General features: G+C 73.1%; 15 protein-coding genes. 9 read left to right on the forward strand and 6 right to left on the reverse strand.

Annotated features, from left to right (window positions below; translation table 11 throughout):
* Nucleotides 1-323: 323 nt before the first annotated feature.
* Nucleotides 324-1,322: a class I SAM-dependent methyltransferase gene (locus LZG04_RS39880; RefSeq protein WP_233827149.1), complete on the forward strand. Its 999-nt coding sequence runs from the start codon at nt 324-326 to the stop codon at nt 1,320-1,322.
* Nucleotides 1,323-1,407: 85 nt separating this feature from the next.
* Here LZG04_RS39880 and LZG04_RS39885 read toward each other — a convergent pair whose 3' ends face one another.
* A complete protein-coding gene (locus LZG04_RS39885) occupies nt 1,408-2,478 on the reverse strand; it encodes a methyltransferase (RefSeq protein ID WP_233827150.1) in 1,071 nt (356 codons plus the stop codon).
* Nucleotides 2,479-2,521: 43 nt separating this feature from the next.
* A complete protein-coding gene (locus LZG04_RS39890) occupies nt 2,522-4,105 on the reverse strand; it encodes a class I adenylate-forming enzyme family protein (protein ID WP_233827151.1) in 1,584 nt (527 codons plus the stop codon).
* Nucleotides 4,106-4,543: 438 nt separating this feature from the next.
* On the opposite strand from LZG04_RS39890, the gene LZG04_RS39895 reads away from it, so the two are divergent.
* From LZG04_RS39895 to LZG04_RS39905, 3 genes are read left to right on the forward strand one after another with little or no spacing between them, the layout of a single operon-like run.
* Complete coding sequence (locus LZG04_RS39895) at nt 4,544-5,659, forward strand: type III polyketide synthase (RefSeq protein WP_233827152.1); 1,116 nt, start codon at nt 4,544-4,546, stop codon at nt 5,657-5,659.
* Complete coding sequence (locus LZG04_RS39900) at nt 5,647-6,213, forward strand: cupin domain-containing protein (RefSeq protein ID WP_233827153.1); 567 nt, start codon at nt 5,647-5,649, stop codon at nt 6,211-6,213. Before LZG04_RS39895 ends, LZG04_RS39900 begins: the two co-directional genes overlap by 13 nt.
* A 5-nt stretch (nt 6,214-6,218) precedes the next feature.
* Nucleotides 6,219-7,358, forward strand: a complete 1,140-nt coding sequence (locus LZG04_RS39905) for a DegT/DnrJ/EryC1/StrS family aminotransferase (RefSeq protein WP_374202987.1) — start codon at nt 6,219-6,221, stop codon at nt 7,356-7,358.
* A gap of 52 nt (nt 7,359-7,410) precedes the next feature.
* On the opposite strand, the gene LZG04_RS39910 is transcribed toward LZG04_RS39905, so the two are convergent.
* Nucleotides 7,411-10,992: an AfsR/SARP family transcriptional regulator gene (locus LZG04_RS39910; protein WP_233827155.1), complete on the reverse strand. Its 3,582-nt coding sequence runs from the start codon at nt 10,990-10,992 to the stop codon at nt 7,411-7,413.
* A gap of 890 nt (nt 10,993-11,882) precedes the next feature.
* Between LZG04_RS39910 and LZG04_RS39915 the strand changes: the two genes are divergently transcribed.
* From LZG04_RS39915 to LZG04_RS39925, 3 genes are all read left to right on the forward strand, one after another.
* Complete coding sequence (locus LZG04_RS39915; protein ID WP_233827156.1) at nt 11,883-12,737, forward strand: hypothetical protein; 855 nt, start codon at nt 11,883-11,885, stop codon at nt 12,735-12,737.
* 381 nt (nt 12,738-13,118) lie between these two features.
* Nucleotides 13,119-15,467 carry a SpoIIE family protein phosphatase gene (locus LZG04_RS39920; RefSeq protein ID WP_233827157.1) on the forward strand — a complete coding sequence of 783 codons (2,349 nt, stop codon included), beginning with the start codon at nt 13,119-13,121 and terminating at the stop codon, nt 15,465-15,467.
* 40 nt (nt 15,468-15,507) lie between these two features.
* Complete coding sequence (locus LZG04_RS39925) at nt 15,508-15,891, forward strand: hypothetical protein (RefSeq protein ID WP_233827158.1); 384 nt, start codon at nt 15,508-15,510, stop codon at nt 15,889-15,891.
* Between the two features lie 48 nt (nt 15,892-15,939).
* Here LZG04_RS39925 and LZG04_RS39930 read toward each other — a convergent pair whose 3' ends face one another.
* Complete coding sequence (locus tag LZG04_RS39930; RefSeq protein ID WP_233827159.1) at nt 15,940-16,332, reverse strand: STAS domain-containing protein; 393 nt, start codon at nt 16,330-16,332, stop codon at nt 15,940-15,942.
* A 263-nt stretch (nt 16,333-16,595) separates the two neighbouring features.
* Between LZG04_RS39930 and LZG04_RS39935 the strand changes: the two genes are divergently transcribed.
* Nucleotides 16,596-16,811, forward strand: coding sequence for a DUF2945 domain-containing protein (locus LZG04_RS39935; RefSeq protein WP_233827160.1), 216 nt, complete (start codon nt 16,596-16,598; stop codon nt 16,809-16,811).
* The gene (locus tag LZG04_RS39940) at nt 16,808-17,116 is read left to right on the forward strand and encodes a DUF3140 domain-containing protein (RefSeq protein WP_308199680.1); all 309 of its coding nucleotides are present in this window, start codon (nt 16,808-16,810) and stop codon (nt 17,114-17,116) included. The genes LZG04_RS39935 and LZG04_RS39940 overlap by 4 nt, the downstream gene beginning before the upstream one ends.
* Before the next feature lie 3 nt (nt 17,117-17,119).
* Here the strand turns inward: LZG04_RS39940 and crtI are convergent, their stop codons facing one another.
* Nucleotides 17,120-18,592: a phytoene desaturase family protein gene (gene crtI, locus LZG04_RS39945; protein ID WP_233827161.1), complete on the reverse strand. Its 1,473-nt coding sequence runs from the start codon at nt 18,590-18,592 to the stop codon at nt 17,120-17,122.
* Between the two features lie 11 nt (nt 18,593-18,603).
* Nucleotides 18,604-19,710 carry a polyprenyl synthetase family protein gene (locus LZG04_RS39950; protein ID WP_233827162.1) on the reverse strand — a complete coding sequence of 369 codons (1,107 nt, stop codon included), beginning with the start codon at nt 19,708-19,710 and terminating at the stop codon, nt 18,604-18,606.
* Nucleotides 19,711-19,818: the final 108 nt, after the last annotated feature.

The following is a 19,818-nucleotide window of genomic DNA, read 5'->3' on the forward strand; positions in this document are numbered from 1 at the left end:
GATCGCCCGCGTCCTGCAACGCATCCTCGCCCTGACCGCCGCCATCTGGCACAACGACCACACCGGCCAGCCGATCATGCGCTCCCTGACCGCCTACGACCACTAACCCTAGGAATCAATCATCTAGTCCCGACCGGACACCCGCGCCCGCCGCGGCGACCGCCGGCACACCCGCCGGCGCCGCCGCGGCGCGCCAAGTCGGCCCCAAGCCGCCGGCAAGCGGGATGGGTGACGGTACTGGGCGTGTGCCCGGGCGCCGGAGTGGATCCGCTCGGCCGTGCCGGCGAGCCCGCGCGCACCCGCACAGGACCCAGGAGGGCAGCATGCACGACACCCAACCGACGCCGGATCGGATAATGCGGCTCATCAACGGCTACTGGGCCACCGGCATCCTCGGCGCGGCCGCGAGCCACTCGTTGTTCACCCACCTCGACGCGGGCGCGGACACCGCCGAGCGGGTCGCCGCCCTCGCCGGCATCTCCGAGCGGGGCGCGCAGACCCTGCTCGACGGGCTGGTGAGCCTGGAACTGGTCGAGGTGCGCGACGGCCGCTACCGCAACACCGCCGACGCGGCGGAGTTCCTGGTCGAGGGCCGACCGGCGGGCCTGAGCGAGTTCGCCAAGCTCAAGCTCGGCCACATGGGCACGATGGCGGCCCTGCCGGACGTGGTGCGCGCCGGGGGACCGGTGAGCGACGCGACGGTGGAGGTGGCCGACAACCCGCACTGGGAGAAGGTGGTCACGGCCATCGCCGCGCAGTCGGTGCCCGTGGCGACGATCGCCGCCGAGGCGCTGGGCCTGGCCGACGCCGGCGAGATCTCGATCCTCGACGTCGGCGGCGGCTCGGGCGTGTACTCCGCCATCTGGCTGTCGCTCAACCCCGACGCCCGCGCGACGCAGCTCGACTGGGGCCCGATCAACGCGATCGCCCGCCGGCTGCTGACCGAGCGTGGCGTGGCCGACCGGTTCACCTGCGTCGACGGCGACCTGCACACCACCGACTTCGGCACGGCCGCCTACGACATCGCGGTGTACTCCCACATCGCCCACCAGGAGGGGCCGGAGGACAACATCGCGACGTTCACCCGGTTGCGTGACGCGCTCAAGCCCGGCGGCACGCTGGTGGTGAACGACTACGTGGTCGACGACGACCGCAGCGGCCCGCCGTTCGCCCTGCTGTTCGCCTCGGAGATGCTGCTCAAGAGCAAGCAGGGTGGCACCTGGCGGCGCGCCGACTACCACGACTGGCTGACCAAGGCGGGCTTCGAGGACATCACGTTCCAGCCCACCTCGTCGCCCGCGACCCTCATCTTCGCCCGCTGACCGCTGACCGCTGACCGCTGACCGCTGACACGACCGCGGCCGTCCCCGTCGCCTGCACGACGGGGACGGCCGCGGTCGGTGCGGATCAGGCGGTCTTCGTCGCCGACAGGACGCCGGGGATCGGGATGACGTCGCCGGGGATCTCGGCCGGGCTCTTGGCGATCGCCTTGGTCACGGTGAACCCGCGCTCCTCCAGCCACCGCCGGTAGGTCGACAGCTTCTGCGGCCCGCCCTGGCCCATGGTGGCGCCCAGGAAGAACGACGGGAAGAAGTCGACGTTGTAGTTGTCGGTGTCCTTGATGTCCTCCGGGTAGACCGGCACCATCACGTGCACCTGCCCGCCCACGTTGAGCGACTTGTGCACGCCGTCGAGGATGCGGAAGACGTCGTCCTGGTCGAACATGTCCAGGAAGTGCTTGATCAGCACCACGTCGTAGCCCTCGGGGATGCTCTCGAACACGTTGCCGCCGATGAACGTGCAGTGCTCGGCCACGCCGTTGGCCCGGAAGTTCTCCAGGGCTTCCTGCTCCTTCTCGGGCAGGTCGAACGTCGTCACGCGCAGGCCGGGCGAGGCCTTGTGCCGGTAGGTGTGGATGGCGCCGAGGCCGGTGTTGCCGGCCAGGTCGAGCACCTGCGCGCCGGCCGGGATGTCGACGTTGTCGAAGAACCACGGGTCGATGCGCTCGGTCACCTTGTCCATCAGCGTGGACCACGCCTCGCGCAGGTCCCTGTGCTCGGCCACGGCGCCGTACAGGGTGCCCTCGAACCCGTAGAGCTCCTTGAGACCCGCCACCGTGCCGGTCCGCACGCTCTCGGTCAGGTAGAACAGCTGCCGCAGCGACACGACCTTGATCAGGTTCATGTAGGCCAGCGCCCGGTTGAGGTCGGGCGCGGGCACCTCGGCGAGCGCGTCGAGACGGTAGCCGTCGGTCGACGCGTCGTGGGCGATGAAGCCCTCCTTGACCGGCAGGTGCAGCAGCTGCTCCACGGCGTCGGCCTTGGCGCCCACCACCTTGCCGAGCTCGGCCGCGGTCGCGCCGGGCCGCTCCCGGATCGCGTCGACGAGGCCGAGCTCGAAGCAGGACAGCAGGTTCATGAACCGCGCCGGCCCCACCATGTACTCACGAAGTCGCGCCAGCGTTGCGTCCGGTGTCATCGCGCTGATCCCCTCGAAATTGGTTGCTTGTCGCGAAAGCTCGTCACGCCCGCTTCTCCAGCTGCTCCTGCAGGCGGCGGGACAACTCGATCCGCTGCACCTTCAGCGTGGCGGTGCGGGGCAGCTCGGCCCGCGGGATCTGGATCGGGTCGGCCAGCTGCGGGAAGTCGGCCACGGCCCGCCGCCACCGCTCCCGGTCCAGCGGCTGGTCGTCGGTGGTGCAGATGACCGGGATCGCCTCGGACTTCGGACCCGTGACGACGACGAGCTCGCTCAGCTCCGGCAGCCGGCCCAGCAGCAGGTCCTCGACCTCCAGGCTGCTCTGCACGCCGGGGATCATGTCGACCTCGCGGTCCAGCATGTGCAGGCAGCCGAACTTGGTGCGGTAGCCGACGTCCCCGGTCCGCCACCACTTGCCGTTGAGGTTCTCCGCGAACCGCTCGTCCTCGCCGTGGTAGTTCTTCGCCACGGCCTTCCAGCTGACCTCGATGAACCCGGGGTTGTCCTTGGACGGCCGCCTGCCGTCGCGGCTGACCACGCGCACCCGCGCGCAGCCCGGCATGGCGTAGCCGACGCAACGCCCGTCCGCCCGGTGCGCGGAGCCGCGGAAGTAGGGCCTGCCGACGGCCGGGCCGACCTCGCTCTGCCCGTAGATCTGGAAGAACAGCGGCCTGCGCCGTTCGGAGGACTTGAGCAGCCTGCTGATCGTGCGCGGGTGGATCGCGTCGAAGGTGGTGCTGAAGTACTTGATGGACGCGAACGGCTTGCGCGGGTCCTCGGCGAGGTGCTCCCAGTCCATCAACGAGTTGGGCAGCACCTCCAGGAAACCCGGCCGGTACCGGCGCAGCACGTCGGTGACCTCGTCGGGGTCGGCCTTCTTGATGAGCACGACCGGCATCGCCCGCACCAGCGCCAGGGCCATCGCCGCGAACATCCGCGAGTGCACGAACGGGATGTGGATCGCGACCGTCTCCCGGTTGCGCATCAACGACAGCAGCCACCGCTGCGGCCGCAGCCGCAGCTTCATGGTCTGCGGCGTGTGCACGACGAGCTTGGGCAGCCCGGTGGTGCCGGACGTGTGCGTGATCATCGCCGGTTCCTCGGGCACCCGGAACACCGGCCGCACGCGCGGCGACCCGGCGAGCTCGGCCAGCGACACCGCGCCCGGCCTGCTCCCGGCGACGACGATGATCCCCGCGGTGCGCTCGGCCAGCGGCACGTCGGCCATCGCGTCGAGCTTGGGCACGTCGGTGAGCAGGTGCGGCCGGTCGAGCCGGTCGAGCAGCGCGCCGACGGTCGGGCCCTTCAGGGCGGGCGACAGCATCACCGGGACCGCGCCGATCCGCGACGAGGCGGTGGCGAGCACCCACGCGTCGAAGTTGGCGGTCTTGTAGATCGCGACGTGCTCGGCGGGCCGGACCCCGGCCGCCCACAGGCGACCCGCCAGGTCGTCCACGTGGCCGGCGAGCTCGGACACGGTCATGCGCCGCCCGGCCTCGGGCAGCACGTCGAGGTCGTGGTCGAGGGTGAGCAGCGTCGAACCGTTCCTGGCCGCGGCCACGTCCGGCAAGATGCCGGGGTAGAAACCGCGTTTCCACATCGCGTTGTGGATCATGGACCCCTTCATCCAGAATTGCTCCTTCCGGGTGTTCGACGACGGTCGGGCCGTCACCGGCTCGGCGGAGCGCGAGGGCACGCCGAGGTGTCGCCGCCTCGGACCGCTTGCGCCGCTGCACGCCTAGCATCGACACCGCGACTTGGCCGGGACTGTGCGGCGGGTTGGCGTCGGCTTGGCGCGACCGGCGGACCGGCTCCCTGATCACACCCGCGCGCCGGGCACGACGTGCGCACCCACCACGACGGCGCCCGGCGGTCGTGCCGCGCGCCCGCGAACCCTTGGTGGGCGAGAAGTCCACGCCAAGCCGATCACAAGCGCCGTGCGGGACAGTGCTGGACGGATGCCCGAGCCGACCCTCGAACCGCGCCGTCGCAGCCCACCGGCTGGCACCGACGGGGCGTCGGGGTTTCGAGGAACACTCTTACGTGCAGGGGGTTGCGGCCAGACATGCCCATCTTATGCAAGCCGTCGGTGCGCGTGCCGGAGCACGTGATCACCATGGAACAGACCCTGGAATTTGCCGAGAGGGTGCATGCCGGGAAGCCGCAGCTCCCGCTGGCGCTTCGACTGATCCAGAACACGGGTGTGCGCAAGCGGCACATCGTGCAGCCCATCGAGGAGACGTTGCGGCACCCCGGTTTCGAGGAGCGCAACCGCATCTACGAGGTGGAGTCCAAGAAGCGGGTGCCGGAGGTCGTCGAGGAGGCCCTGGCCAACGCGGGCGTGGTGGCGCACGACATCGACGCGATCATCTACGTCTCGTGCACCGGGTTCCTGATGCCCTCGTTGACCGCGTGGCTGATCAACACCATGGGCTTCCGGTCCAACACCCGCCAGATCCCGATCGCGCAGCTGGGCTGCGCGGCGGGCGGCGCGGCGATCAGCCGGGCGCACGACTTCTGCACGGCTTACCCCGAGGGCAACGTGCTGATCGTGTCGTGCGAGCTGTGCTCGCTGTGCTACCAGCCCGAGGACGACGGCGTCGGCTCGCTGCTGTCGGACGGGCTGTTCGGCGACGCGGTCGCGGCGGCCGTGGTGCGCGGCAGCGGTGGCACCGGCGTGGCGCTGGAGCGCAACGCCTCGTACCTCATCCCGAACACCGAGGACTGGATCTCCTACGCCGTGCGCTCCACGGGCTTCCACTTCCAGCTCGACCGGCGGGTGCCGGGCACGATGGAACCGCTGGCGCCCGTGCTGCGCGAGCTGGCCACCGACCACGGCTGGGACATCGGCGACCTCGACTTCTACATCATCCACGCCGGCGGGCCGCGGATCCTGGACGACCTGAGCAAGTACCTCGGCGTCGACCGCACCGCGTTCCGGCACAGCTGGGCCACCCTCACCGAGCACGGCAACATCGCCAGCGCCGTCGTCCTGGACGCGCTGCGCCGCCTGTTCGAGGAGGACGAGCCGCTGCCCGGCGCCACCGGCGTGATCGCGGGCTTCGGGCCCGGCATCACCGCCGAGATGGCGGTGGGCCGGTGGGCCGTCGACCCGTCGACGTTGCACCCCGAGCGGGAGTTCGCGCACGAGGCAGGGAGGCAAGCGACATGGACGGCCTGATCGTCCCACCGGGTGGGGGTCGGCGGCTGACCACGAAGGCGCAGGACGTCACCTTCAAGGTCACCGGGGCGCACGGCTCCACCGCGTCGATCTTCGAGGTGGTGGTCCCGCCCGGGTTCGACGTCGGCGCGCACGTCCACGAGCGCACCGGTGAGTTCTTCTACGTCCTCGAAGGCGAACTCGACCTGCTGGCGTTCGAGCCCGTCGAGCGCAAGGGCGACCGGTGGGACGAGTGGGAGGCGCCCGACGGCCGCCGGTTCGTGCGCGGGGGCGTCGGCGCGTCCATGTTCGTCCCGACCGGGTGCCCGCACGCGTTCCGCAACTCGACCGACAAGCCGGCGCGGATGCTGTTCCAGAGCTCACCCGCGCCCGACCACGAGCGGTACTTCGAGGAGATCTGCGAGATCTTCGCGGCGGGCTCGGACGGCGTGGACCCCGAAGCCGTGCAACGGCTGCGCGACCGCTACGACGTCAAGCAGATCACGCCGCTGCGCTACGAGCCGCCGTCGTCCGCCCGCACCAACGGCAACCTGACGTCGGTGAGCGGGAGGTGACCGCGGTGGAACCCGTGCCGCTGGTCAAGGCGAGCCTCGGTGAGCGGGAGCTGGCCGCCGTCGCGGAGGTGTTCGCCTCCGCGTGGCAGGCGGGCCAGGGCCCGAAGGGCAAGGCGCTGGAAGCCGAGCTGATCGCGCGCTACGGCGTCGGTGACGCCGTGGCGCTGAACAACTGCGGCTCGGCGCTGCACCTGGCCCTGCTCGCGCTCGGCGTGCAGCCGGGTGACGAGGTGATCGTGGCCGACTACTCGTTCCCCGCGCCGGCCCACGCGGTGCACTACGTCGGCGCGACCCCGGTGTTCGCCGACGTGCGCGCCGACACCGGCACCGTGGACCCGGAGGCGGTGCGCGACCTCATCGGGCCGCGCACCGTCGGCGTGATCGCGGTGGACACGGTGGGCCTGCCCGCCGACTACGCCGAGCTGGAGGCGATCACCGAGCGGCACGGGCTGTTCCTCGTCGAGGACGCCGCGTGCGCCGTCGGTGCGACCTACCGGGGACGCGAGGCGGGCGCGCTGGCGCCGGTGGCGTGCCTGTCGTTCCACGGGCGCAAGGGCATCACCAGCGGCGAGGGCGGCGCGCTGCTCGCCACCGACCCGGCGGTCGCCGCGCACGCGAGGCTGCGGTCGTCGTTCGGCATCGGCAGCATCTTCGACCAGGCCAAGGTCGTCGGCCTGCCGATCCCGGAGTTCCACGAGATCGGCTACAACTACAAGCTGTCCGACATCGCGGCGGCGATCCTGCTGGTGCAGCTGAGCCGGATCGGCGAGCTGCTGGACCGCAGGCGCGCGGTCGCGGCGCGCTACGCCGAGCTGCTGGCCGACGAGGAGCTCGTCACGCTGCCGCACGTGCCGGAGGACCGCACGCACGCCTGGCAGTCGTTCCTGCTGACGCTGGACCCCGGCGTGGACCGCGCGGCGGTCGCCGCCGACCTGCGCGGCCAGGGGATCGGCTGCGGGCACGGCACGTGGGCGAGCCACCTGCAGCCGGTGTACGAGGCGAAGCAGCAGTGCCCGACCTCGGCGGACCTGTTCCAGCGCCAGCTCGCCATCCCGATGCACGCGGAGCTGCGCATGGACCAGGTGGAACGGGTGGTGGGCGCGTTGCGCACCGCGCTGCGCGCCCACGCCTCGGCCCGGGTCTGACCCGCTCGGTGTCCGTGCCCGCACGTCACGGGCACGGACACCGCAGGGCCGCTCAGCCGCAGGGCGCGGCCTCGAACCGGTGGGCCGGCTCGACCGCGTCACGCACCCTGGCCAACCACGGCAGCGCGCCCATCCGCCGGGCCACGTCGGTGGCCACGGCGAGGTCGGCCAGGGCCGCGTCCGGGTCGCCCAGGGCCAGCGCCGCCTCCGCGGTGAAGTAGGCCACCGGCCCGCTGACCACCAGGTCCGGCGCGGAGCACGCCAGGTGGCGGTAGGGCAGCAGCTGGGCCCGCCACCGCGCCACCAGGTCGGTCTCGCCCAGGCGTGCCGCGGCCAGGAGCGCCCAGCAGCGGGCGTAGAGCCACAGGTGGTCCTCCTCCGGCCCGCGCGGGAACCGGTGCAGGGCGATCCGGGCGTCCCGCGCCAGCCCGGCGTCGACCAGCGCCATCACCAGGATCGCCTGCAACGCGGGCCGGCCCGACGACTCCGCGGCGGAGCGCAGCTCGTCGACCAGGTGCTGCCCGCCGCCGGTGAGGTGCGCCGCCTCCCAGCGCTGGAGCACGCGGTTGAACCTCGCGTCGTCCCAGGACGCCCTGGCGCACCGGTCGTAGGTCGTCCGGCTCACCTCGTCGGCCTCGGCCCACCGGCCGTCGAGCAGGAGCAGCCCGGCGCGCGCCCAGCCCAGCCGCGTGCGCAGCGACGGGCTCTCCGCGTGCTCGGCCGCGAGCTCCAGCTCGGCGGCGGCCTCGTGGACGCGGCCCAGGACGACCAGCGCCTGCGCGCGCAACCGTCGTGCCCGCGCCTGCGCCAGGGGCGGCAGGTCGGGCAGCGCCAGCAGCTCGGCGACGGCTCGCAGGCGTTGGTCGAGGTGGTCGGGACCGCTGAGCGCCACCGCCCGCAGGTGCAGGAGGGTGGCCGACTCCGCGTTGCCGGTCGAGGCCCCGGCCAGCGCCAGCGCCTCGTCCGACATCGCGGCCCGCCCGGCCGGATCTTCGTCGTGGCGGCGGGCGACGGCCAGGCAGGCCAGCAGGCGACCCCGCTGCGCCGGGTCCACCACGTGCGGCAGCGCGCGTTCGATGACGCCGACGAGCCGGTCGTCGACCTCGCCGCGACCGTCCGGGCACAGGTCCAGCTCGCTCACGGCCGCGACCGCCGTGGCGACCAGCCGAGCCGTGTCCGGCGTGCCCGGCGCGGACAGGATCTCCTCCATCGCCCGGGTGAACACCCGCAGGCCGTCGCGGAAGTTCTCCGCCCGGTACAGCGAAGCGCCCAGGCCGATCAGCAGGGAGTGCCGGTCGAGGTCCTCCTGCTCGGCCAGGTCCGCGGCGGCCAGGGCCTGCCGCCACAGCCGCGCGGCGTCACCGGGGAGCGTGGCCTCGGCGACGCGGGCGGGGCCGGTGGTCGCGTCGAGCTGGGCCGCCGGCGGCCGGTGGCGGGCGATCCCGGCGGCCGTCTCCCCGCCGCCGGTCCACACCCGGGCCGCCGCCGCGCCGATCCGCCGGCGCACCAGGGCCCGGCGCATCCGCCCGGTCGTCTCGTACAGCGTCTCGGCGGCCAGGGCGTGGGTGAAGCGGAACCAGCCCAGCCGCTGGTCGTCCTCCACCACCAGCCCCGCCTCGATCGCGCGGTCGAGGGACTCCAACGCCTCCTCGACCTCGACCGAGGCCGCCTGGGCGACGATCTCGACGTCGAAGTGCCTGCCCGCGACGGCGGCCACGGACAGCAGCTCGGCCGTGCCGCGGGGCAGTCGGGCGACGCGCCGCGACACCACCTCGCGCACCGGCGTCGGCACCGGGTGGGGCTCGTCCAGGCCCTGGTCGGCGGCCGACAGCTTGATCAGCTCCCGCAGGAAGAACGGGTTGCCCTCGCTGCGCGACCACAGCGCCTGCGCGGTGTGCCCGCCGACCTCCCGGCGCAGCACGGTGCTCGCCAACGTCCGGGTCTCGTGCACGTCGAGGCCGGTGAGCCGGATCCGCGTCACGTCCGCGCGGGCCAGTGCGGCCAGCGTCCCGGCCAGCGCCGCCGCCTCGTCCGACCGGTAGGCCACGACCAGCAGGAGCCTGCTCGTCGGCGCCGACTCGGCCAGGTGCGCCAGCAGCCGCAGCGAGCCCGGGTCCGCCCGGTGCACGTGGTCGAGCAGGACCACCAGCGGCACGGTGTCCGACACCTCGCCGAGGTAGCGCACGACCGCCTCGAACCGCCGCAGGTCCGAGCCGGGGTCGTCGCCCCGCCGCCGGTCCTCGTCCAGCAGCTCGGCCACCGCCGCCGGCACGGGCACGTGCGGGAAGCAGGTGGCCGCGCCGCGCAGCACCTGTTCCCACAACCACAACGGTGGCGCGTCCACGTGCTCCGGGCCCGTGCCCCAGAGCACCGGCGCGCCCACCCGGTCGGCGAACCGGCGCAGCAGGCTGGTCTTGCCGATCTCCGGCTCGCCGCACACCGTCACCACCCGGCGTCGCCCGGCCGTCGCCGCGGCCAGCGCGTCGGCCAACTGCCGCAACTCCGCCTCACGGCCGACGAACACCTCACCGTCCGGGGCCGGCGTCGGCGGCGCGCCGGTCACGCGGACCTGCGGCACGACCGCTGCTCCGCCTTCCACCCGCGTGGCCGGGATGGTCGGTGTCGCGGGCTTTTGCGCGACCGGTGCCGAGGTGGGCGTGGATGCGGGTGTCGCCGCTGTGGCCGGTGGTGTCGCGGTGGCGGTGGTGAGGGTCGGCGTGGCCGGGGTCGGTGTGGTCGAGGTGGTCTGGGCCGGTTGCCAGTCCAGGCTCGGCGACTGGTTCAGGATCTCGTGCTCCAGCTGCTTGAGCGCGGGGCGCGGGTCGACGCCCAGCTCCTCCGCCAGCCGCGACTGGATGGTCCGCAGCACGGTCAGCGCGTCGGCCTGCCGACCGGCCCGGTACAGCGCCAGGGTCAGCAGTTCGCACCCGTATTCGCGCAGCGGGTGGGCCTGCACGAACGCTTCCAATTCGGCGACCGCGACCTCGTGCGCGCCGACCGCGAGCAGCGCGGCGCAGCGCGCCTCGACAACTGATAATCGCAATTCGTCGAGTCGGGCCACCTCGGGTGCGACCCAGGTCGCCCCGGCCACTTCCGAATAGGGCCGCCCGCGCCAGAGCGCCAAACCGGCCTCGAACTCGCCCAACGCCTGTCGGGAATCGTGCCGGGCCATTGCCTGCCAGCCGGCCGTGGCGTGCTCGCCGAACCGGTGGACGTCGACGTCGACCTCGCGGTCGTCCAGCACGTATCCCTGGGTGCAGGTGCGCAAGACTTTCGCCGGTGTCCGCGGCGCGCGATCCGGTTCCAACACCTTGCGCAAATTCGCCACGTACGCCTGCAACGAGGTCATGGCCGACGGCGGCGGGTGTCCCGCCCACAGCGCCTCGAGCATGACGTCCACCGCCACCGGCTGGCCGACCCGGCTCACCAGCAGCGCGAGCAGGGCGCGCTGCTTGGGCGTGCCCAGGTCGACCGGGCAGTCGCCGACCACCGCTTCGAGCGGGCCCAACGCGCTGATCCGCACCAGGGCCGGTGACGTGCCCGCAGGTCGCGCGTCGGCCCACCGGACGGAGCCCGGCAGGGCGCGACGGGTCGTCCCGACCGGTGCCGCGTCGGTCGTGCGTCGGGTTCTCATGGAAATTCCGGTGCGGTTGAGAAGAGCGGTCCGGTTGTCGCGTAGCAGGCTTCCAGGCAAGTGCGGAGTAGTTGCCGGTAATCGGTCTCTACGTTGCCCGAGTGCACGGAATTGGTCCTACCTTTCCCAGGACTCCACCAGTCATCGTCAACATGCTGCGCGATATTTCGACTTACCTACATCTATAGCATCACGTCGACCGCCGTGCAGACCTCCCACCGAACCCCTTCGAAGCTCGACGAACATGCTCCGGACGCCATTCGACGTGATTCGAATGGCGTCGTGTTCGGTTCGGCTTCGACCGCCCGCGGATCAGGGCGGAAAAGTGCGCCACCGCACGCGGCGGGCGGTCAGCGCTGTGGTCGGTGCCGTGGCCGGCGCTCTACCACCGCCCGGTCCGGCACGTCGATCTGACCGGACGAGCGGCGTCACCCTGATGTCTCCGGGCGCGCTCCTGCGTCTTGTCCGCTTCGCTCGTGCGCTTGGCTGTCACCAGGACCTACCCCCAGCAGGTGTTCACAGAGCCGAAACGTGCGTGGTCAAGGATTTCAACTCCGATACGGGACCGCAACCCCTCGGCGAGCGCAATGCCAAGTCCACCGGACTCGGGCGGGCGGTGCGGGCGGATCGGGCGCGGATCAGGGGAGTTCGGGCGTGCTCACGCGGGTCCGCGCCGGTCCCGTGCTGTCCATTGTGGTCGGTTCGGGTGTTGGGTTCGGGCCCGGCGGCCGGCGGTCGCCGCCCGGGCCCGTCCCGGTCGGCCATACCACCTGCCGCGGCACGCGCCGTGCGCCACCCCGCGGCTGCGCGTCCGAGCCGTTCGGGGCACCCTTGTCCCCGGCCCTGTTGTGCCCGCGCGGGGGTTGCCCACCACTACCGAGGACCGACACGTGACGCTGCCCTACGCGCCCGACGACGACCAAGCCGCCGACCGCTACATCAACGCCGCCCTGCGCAGCCGTGACGCCGAGGCGTGGCGGCTGTTGGCCGCCCAGTCCCACGTCGAGCAGACCGACCGGGTGCTGCGCGCGATGCTGGACCGGATCGCGGTGTCCCGCGTGCGCCGCACGGCCGAACGCGCCACCGCGCGGTCGCGGGCGCTCGACGGGGAGATCAGCCAGGCCGAGTACCAGCGCGACGCGGCCGAGGACGCCGATCGGGCTACGAAGGCGGCCCACTTCGAGACGTTGGTGCGCGAGCACCACCGGGTGATCGCGGCCGCCGCGCGCCGGCTGCGCGGCGACGACGTCCGCGACGAGCTGACCGACCTGGTCGTCGCCCTCGGGTCCGCGATCGACGCCCACCGCGCCGCGGTCCTCGCCGGCAGGGCCGAGCCGAGCGCCGCCGACCGGGCGCTGTGGGCGCGGTTGGCCACGCTCGACGTGCCCGACGACGACGGCCGCACGCCGGTGGAGGACCTGGTCCGACGCCGAGCGGCGCGGCAGGACGACTTCGGGCGGGTGCTGGCCGGGATCATCCTGGACGCGGCGGGCGAAGCCGCGTCGGTGCCGCGCGCCGCCGTGCTGCCCGCGTGGAAGAAGGCGGTCGCGCCGACCCTGGCGGTGGAGGAGAAGAGCGAGTTCGCCGCCAAGGGCAAGGGCTCGCTGACCACCGAGAAGCTGCGCAAGGCACTGGGCCACCTGGAGCGCCTGGGCCTGGTCAAGCGCACCGGCCCGCCGGACGCCCAGACGCTGGACCTGCTCGACCGGCCGGGCTTGGCGGCACTGGCCGACCGAACGGCGTAGTAACCGCCCGCCCGCCGGCAGCGGCTTGACCGGTCGGGCTTGGGAGCGCCGGCCGATCCGGGTGGTGACCGCCCGCCCGGCAGGGGCTTGACGGGGGCTTGGGAGCGCCGGCCGATCCGGGTGGTGACCGTTCGTCCGGCAGGGGCTCGACGGGGGGCTTGGCGGTGCGGCCGATCCGGTCGTGACCGTTCGTCCGGCAGGGGCTCGACGGGCCAGGGTTGGAGGCGTTGATCGGCCGGTCGGCGGCGTGACGTCACGCCCGCCCGCCGCCTCCCGGTGAACGGCCCGCCTCACCCGTCAGCGCACTGCCGGCCGCCACCCGGCACGTTCGGAGTCGGTTCGGCTGGCCGTGCGCGGGTGCGCGGACGATGCTGGACGGCGATGGCAGTCCAGCGGGATCCGAGTGGTTCTGCGCTGGCCGATCTCGTCGCCCGCCAACGCGAGGAGATCGACCGGCTGAGGGCGGCTGCCCGCAGGCAGGCCGTGGTGGAGCAGGCCAAGGGTGTGCTCGCCGAACGGCTGTCGTGCCGGCCCGACGAGGCGTTCGAGGACATGGTGCGGCTCGCCCAGGCCACGGGCAGCGACCTGGTGGTCATCGCCGCGGGCGTGCTCGACGTGCCGCCACCGCCCGGTCCGCCGCCGAACACGCCGCCCATGGCCGCCGAAGGCCTGTTCGACCCGATGCGGTACGTGGGACCGGTCGACATCCCCGAGCCCGCACCCGCGCCCCCGGGCGAGCGCACGCCGCAGCCGGTGGCGCTCGCCGCGGTCGGCACGGCGGCCGACGCCGAGGAGCTGGCCGAGCTCGTCCGCGAGCACGTCCACTGCGACGGCGTGCTGGTCTACCTGGTCGAACCCGACGGCGGCCTGCGGCTGGAGGCCGCCGCGGAGGTGCCCGCCAACGTGCGGCTGGAGTGGGAGCGCGTGCCGTTGCAGCTGGACACCGCCGTCCGCGCCGCGGTCCGCACCGGCCTGCCGCGGTGGCTGCCCGACCTCGACGAAGCACGCGAGCGGTACGTCCTGATCGGCGACCCGGGCGCGGTGTGGACGTCACGCGCGTGGGTGCCGATCCGGGACCAGACGCGCGTGGTGGGCGTGGTCGGCCTGCTGTGGACGGACCGGCACGACTTCTCGGCCGAGGAGCGCTGGGAGCTGGAGGTCCTGGTCCGCGCCGCCGGGTCCACGCTCCTGGCGCTGGTCAGCGCCGACAACGTCGCGCAAGGCCGCAACTGGACCCTGTGGGTGCAGCACCTGCTGGACGTGCTGCCGGGCTCGGTGGCGCTGCTCGGCGCGGTCCACGGCGAGGGCGGCGAGGTGGTCGACTTCCGGTTCGAGGCGGCCAGCCCCGACGCGGTGGACTTCACCGGCCGGCGCTACCGGCAGCTGGTCGGGCGGACCATCCTCACCAGCTACCCGACCGTCGCGGGCACCGAGCTCTGGGACGCCTACCACCGGGTGCTCGACACCGGCGTCAGGGAGGTGGTCAGCATCTTCGACTACGAGGAGAACTCACCCGGCCTGCCGCAGCACGGCCGGTACACGTTGACCATCGGCAAGTTCGGCGACGGCCTGATCCTGGCCTGGCACGAGCACGAGGACCCGTTGCAGCTCGAACGGCTGCGCAGCGTGCAGCGCCTGGGCAACATCGGCTGGGGCGAGTGGAACCTCGTGACCAACGAGATCGACTGGTCCGACCAGCTCTACGTCATCTTCGACCGCGACCCGGCGCTCGGGCCCATGTCGCTGGACGAGATCCGGGCGTCCGTGATCAGCGAGGACCTGCCGATCCTGCAGAACGCCGTGCGGCGGATGCTGGAACGCGGCGAGCGCACCGACTCCGAGCTGCACCTGAAGGCGGGCGAGCAGATCCGGTGCGGCCGGTTCATCGGCGAGCCGGTGCTCGACGTCGAGGGCCGGCCCGTGCGGCTGGACGTGGTGCTCCAGGACGTGACCGCGATGCGGCGCGCGGAGAAGCGGGTGTTCGACCTGAGCGAGCAGTTCGCGCAGGAGCACCAGGTCGCCGACCACCTGCGTTCCGCCGTGCTGCCCCTGCCCAGCCGCCCGCTGGAGCTGCCCGGGATGAAGGTCGCGGTGCGCTACCTGGCGGCCGAGCAGTGGGCGGAGGTCGGCGGCGACTGGTACCACGCGTTCCCGATCGACGACGGCAGCACGGTGCTCGCGATCGGCGACGTGGCCGGGCACGGCCTGGCGACCGCGGCGGCGATGGCGAAGCTGCGGTACGCGCTCACCGGTGCCGCGCTGACCAACCCCGATCCGGCCCGCGTGCTCGACGTGCTCAACCGCATGCTGACCGGTGGCGACGGCGTGACGCTGGCGTCGGCGATCGTCGCCCGGTTCGAGCCGACCACGCACCGGCTGTCGTGGGCGCAGGCGGGCCACCCCGCGCCGCTGCTGCTGCGGTCGCACGAGGTGCACCCGCTGGACCGCCCGGACGGGCCGATCCTGGGCGCGGTGCGGGGCGCGGTGTACGCGACGGCGCGGACGTTGCTCGCGCCCGAGGACACCGTGCTGATGTTCACCGACGGCCTGATCGAGCGGCGGCCGTCCGCCGGCGCCCGCGGCGACGACCTGGAGCGGCTGATGGACGAGATCCGCGGGTTCATCGCGGACCTGGACCCGGTCGAGATGCCCGAGGTCTTGACGTCACGCCTGGTGCCGGCGACGCCGTTGGACGACACGTGCATCGTGGCCGCGACGATCATGGCGTGAAGGCCGGTTGCGCGCGGCCTGAGCGGGTACACGTCCCGGTATGAGCACGGAGGACCTGAACTCTTACTCGGATCCGCAGGCCACCGGGTCGCCCGACGCGGTCGAGACCGACCCGGCGGCCCTGAGCAGCGCCGAGGACCTGGACGAGGACCGGATCAGGAAGGACCCGTTGGAGGCGGGCATGGATCCGCCGGAGCAGTGGTCCGGCGTGACGAAGTACGGCATGACGCCGTGGGAGGAGTCCCACCCGCGGCCGCTGGCCGACCGGCTCGCGGAGGAGCAGCCGGACGTGCGGCCCGAGCAGCCCGCGGGCGACCCGGTGGACCAGGACGAGGGCGTGGTCAGCCTGGACGCCGTGGACCGCCGGGAGTCGGAGATCCGCAGCGAGGCCGAGCGGCGCGGCCAGGCGGCCGACGACAGCTGAGCACCCGCTCCCGTGGTGGTGCCGCGGCACCACCACGGGAACGGATCGTCAGTACGCCATGCGGTGCGACCTCGACGGGGCGTCGGATCTCAGCGCGGCGAGCGCGTCACCCAAGGTCGGGTGGATTTCCACCGTCTCGATGATGAGCGTGATCTCCAGGGGGCGCAGGACCGCACGCCGGTCAGTGGCCACGGCCAGCGCCACGCCCCGGCGCTCGGCGGACGCGACGGCCTCCACGAGCAGTTGGATGCCGGAGGAGCCGAAGAAGTCGACCCGGGTGAGGTCGACGACGAGCCCGGCGGGCCGGTCGTCGAGCAGGGAGGTGAGGACGGCGCGGACCGGCTTCTCGCAGGCCATGTCGATCTCGCCGATGACCTCGACCACGGTGATGTCGTCGTGGTGGTGGACCCGGGTGATCGTGTCGGACGTGGTGTCGCCCACAGGGCACACTCCTCGGGTGGGTTGGTACGAGAACCAACAACCGAGCTTCTGCTCAACCCGAATCGTCGTTCCGCGCAGCTTGGTGTGGCGGTTGACTACCACCACGGTACGGCTCTTGCCTGTGAACCACAACCGCGAAGCGGTGCGGGGTGATACCCAGAGTCTCACCGGGAGCGCTCCCAATGTCACCGGAACGGAGTAATCCGCAGAACGGCAGGCGGAACCTCACTGGTGGGCTTTGTGCGCCGACGCAGACTGCACCCATGGCCGACGAGGAGTTCCACAAGGGCGACAAGGTCACCTGGTCCAGTCACGGGCAGACCGTGCACGGCGAGGTGGTCGAGGAGATCACCGACGACACCGAGGCCGCGGGCAGGCGGGTGCGCGCGTCCGACGAGGACCCGCAGTACCGGGTGCGCAGTGACAAGACAGGCAAGGACGCGGTGCACAAGCCGAGCGCCTTGGGCGACGACTCGTGAGCGACGGGTTCGACGACGCCGTGAACATGACGGCCGCGGAGCTGGAACGGTGGTTGGCGACCGATGAGTCGCGGTCCGTCGGCCAGTCCGACGGCGGCGAGTCGGTCGGGCACGAATCCGGCAGGAGGATCGTGGCGCTCCTGCGCAAGAAGAAGGGCGAGCTGACCGACGACGACCACGCGCACATGCGCAAGGTGGTCGGGTACGTCCACCGCCACCTCGCGCAACGGCCCGACGGCGACGTGGAGCGCACGAGGTGGCGGTACTCGCTGATGAACTGGGGTCACGACCCGCTCAAGGACTGACGGTCACCTCCGCAACCGCTCGGCGGCGAGCCTGCCCGAGATGAGCACCGGCGGGATGCCGACGCCCGGGGTGGTGCCGCTGCCCGCCAGCACGACGTTGCCCTCGCGCGACGGCAGGTTGCGCGGTCGGAACGGACCGGTCTGGGCGAGCGTGTGGGCCACCGAGAACGGGGTGCCCGCCGCCTGGCCCGACCGGGCCCAGTCGTCCGGCGTCACGACGGACAGCACGTCGACGCCCGGGTCGAGCAGCTTGCGCGCGACGAGTTCGCCGACGACCTCCTCGGCGTAGCGGGGGCCGACCACGTCCCACCGGATCGGCGCGACGTCCAGGTTCGGGCACGGCGCGAGCACGTACTGGAGGTGCCGACCTCGGGGAGCGAGCCGGGGATCGGTGAGGGTCGGGGTGGTCAGCAGCAGGGACGGGTCGCTCATGAGCGTGCCCCGGCGGATGATCTCGTCGAACGTGCGCTCCCACGCCCCGCCGAAGGAGATGGTGTGGTGGCCCAGCCCGGCCACCACGCGCGGTGCGCTGAGGTGCACCACCACCGCCGACGGCGACCACCGCAGCGGACGCGGCCGCCGCGGTGCTCCCCCCAGCAGGCGCGCGCTCTGCGCCGGACCCGTGGCGAGCACGGCCGCGTCGCACGGGAAGCGGTCGGTCGCGGTGCGGACGGCGACCACCCGCGAGCCGGCGCGGTCGAGCCGGACCACCTCGGCGTCGTAGTGGAACCGCACGCCCGCCACCGTCGCGGCGTCCGCGAGCGCCCGGGGCACCGCGCGCATGCCGCCGCGCGGGAACCACACCCCGGCGACGGTGTCCATGTAGGCGATCACGGCGTAGGCGGCGAGCGCGTCGGCGGGCGACACCCCGGCGTACAGGGCCTGGAACGTGAACACGCGCCGCAGGCGGTCGTCGCGCAGGAACCGGCCGACCGCCCGGGACAGCGAGCCGAAGCCGCCGAGCCGCGCGAGCGCGACCAGGTCCCGGCCGAGCAGGTCCAGCGGCGAGTCGAAGCTCGAGCCGATGAACCGGTCCCGTTCGACCTCGTGCAGCCGGGTGAGCCAGGCGCGCAGCGCGAGGTAGCCGTCGGCTTCCCGGTCGCCCGCGAACCCGGCGACCTCCCGTGCCATCGCGGCGGCGTCGGTGTGCACGTCGAGGCCGCTGCCGTCGGCGAACTCGGCGCGGTAGGCCGGGTGCAGCGGCACGAGGTCGAGGTGGTCGGCGAGCCGCGCGCCCACCGCCGCGAACGCCTCGTCCAGCAGTTCCGGCATGGTCAGCACGGTCGGCCCGGTGTCGACGAGGTGCCCGGCGACGTCGAGCCTGCCCGCCAGGCCGCCGGGGTGGCCGGCCCGCTCCAGCACCGTCACCTCGTGCCCGGCTCCGCGCAGGTGCAGGGCGGCGGACAGACCGGCCAACCCCGCGCCGACCACGACCACCGAGTCGGTCCGGCCTCGCACCACACGTGCCACGGTCATCCCCTCGTCGGTCAGTCGCGGCGGTGGACGGCCCTGGCCGCCAACCGCTCCAGGTTCTCGCGGGCGACCTCGTCGACGTCCGCGCGGTCCAGCGCGGCGAGACCGCTCGCGGTCAGCGCGTCGATGTGCCGCTCGACGGCCTCGACCGCGCCGAGCCCGACCAGCAGCGCCCGCACGGCGGCGACCGCCTCGTCCGTGACCGGCACGCCGGTGAAGCACTGCCGCAGCACCCGCTGCGCGGCGTGGTCGCCCGCCGCGGTGGCGCGGGCCATCGCGATGGCCATCAGCGGGGTCCGCTTGCCCTCGCGCAGGTCCCCGCCGACGGGCTTGCCGGTCACCTCGCCGTCGCCGAACACCCCGATCAGGTCGTCGCGCAGCTGGAACGCCACCCCGACGTCACGGCCGAACGCCCGCAGGCACTCGACCACGTCGGCCGGCGCGCCGGCGAGCGCCGCGCCCAGGTGCAGCGGGCGTTCGACGGTGTACGCGGCGGTCTTGAGCGCCGCGACGCGCAACGCGCCTTCCATCGACCCGTCCCGGCGCGCGGTCGCGAGCAGGTCCAAGTGCTGGCCCGCCATCATCTCCGTCCGCATCTCCTGCCACGGCCCCCATGCGCGGCGCAGGGCGGCGGCGGGCAACCCGGCCGTGACGAGCGCGTCGTCGGCCCACGCCAGGGCGAGGTCGCCGACCAGGATCGCGGCGCAGTCGCCGTGGTGGCGGGCGCTGCCGGACCACCGGTGCCGCCGGTGCCGCGCGGCGAACACCTCGTGCACGGCCTGCCTGCCGCGCCGGGTCGCCGAACGGTCCATCACGTCGTCGTGGACCAAAGCGCAGCACTGGAGCAGTTCCAACGACACCAGTGCCCGCACGGTGGCTTCCGCCGCGTCACCGCTCGCCGCACCGCCCGCCGCGCGCCAGCCCCACCACGCGAACGCGGGTCGCAGGCGCTTGCCTCCCGCCAGGACCAGCGCACACACCTCGCCGGCGAGGTCCCGCGCGGCCTCCACGTCCGGCCGGGTGCGGAGGAAGCGGTCCAGCGCGACGCCGAACCGCGCCGGGAAGTCCTCGTTGGCCGGGGGACCGGGTGCGCCGGTGTCCGCGTCTGCCAACAGCGACATCGTCGCCCCCTCGCCTGTCGTCGGACTTCGGTGGTTCGAGCTAAGCAGCGCCACCAACGCCGCGCATGACGAGCGGCGCTGGTCGTGCGGAGCCCGGCGGGCCGACTT

The sequence above is a fragment of the Saccharothrix sp. S26 genome (assembly GCF_021390395.1).
GTDB lineage: Bacteria > Actinomycetota > Actinomycetes > Mycobacteriales > Pseudonocardiaceae > Actinosynnema.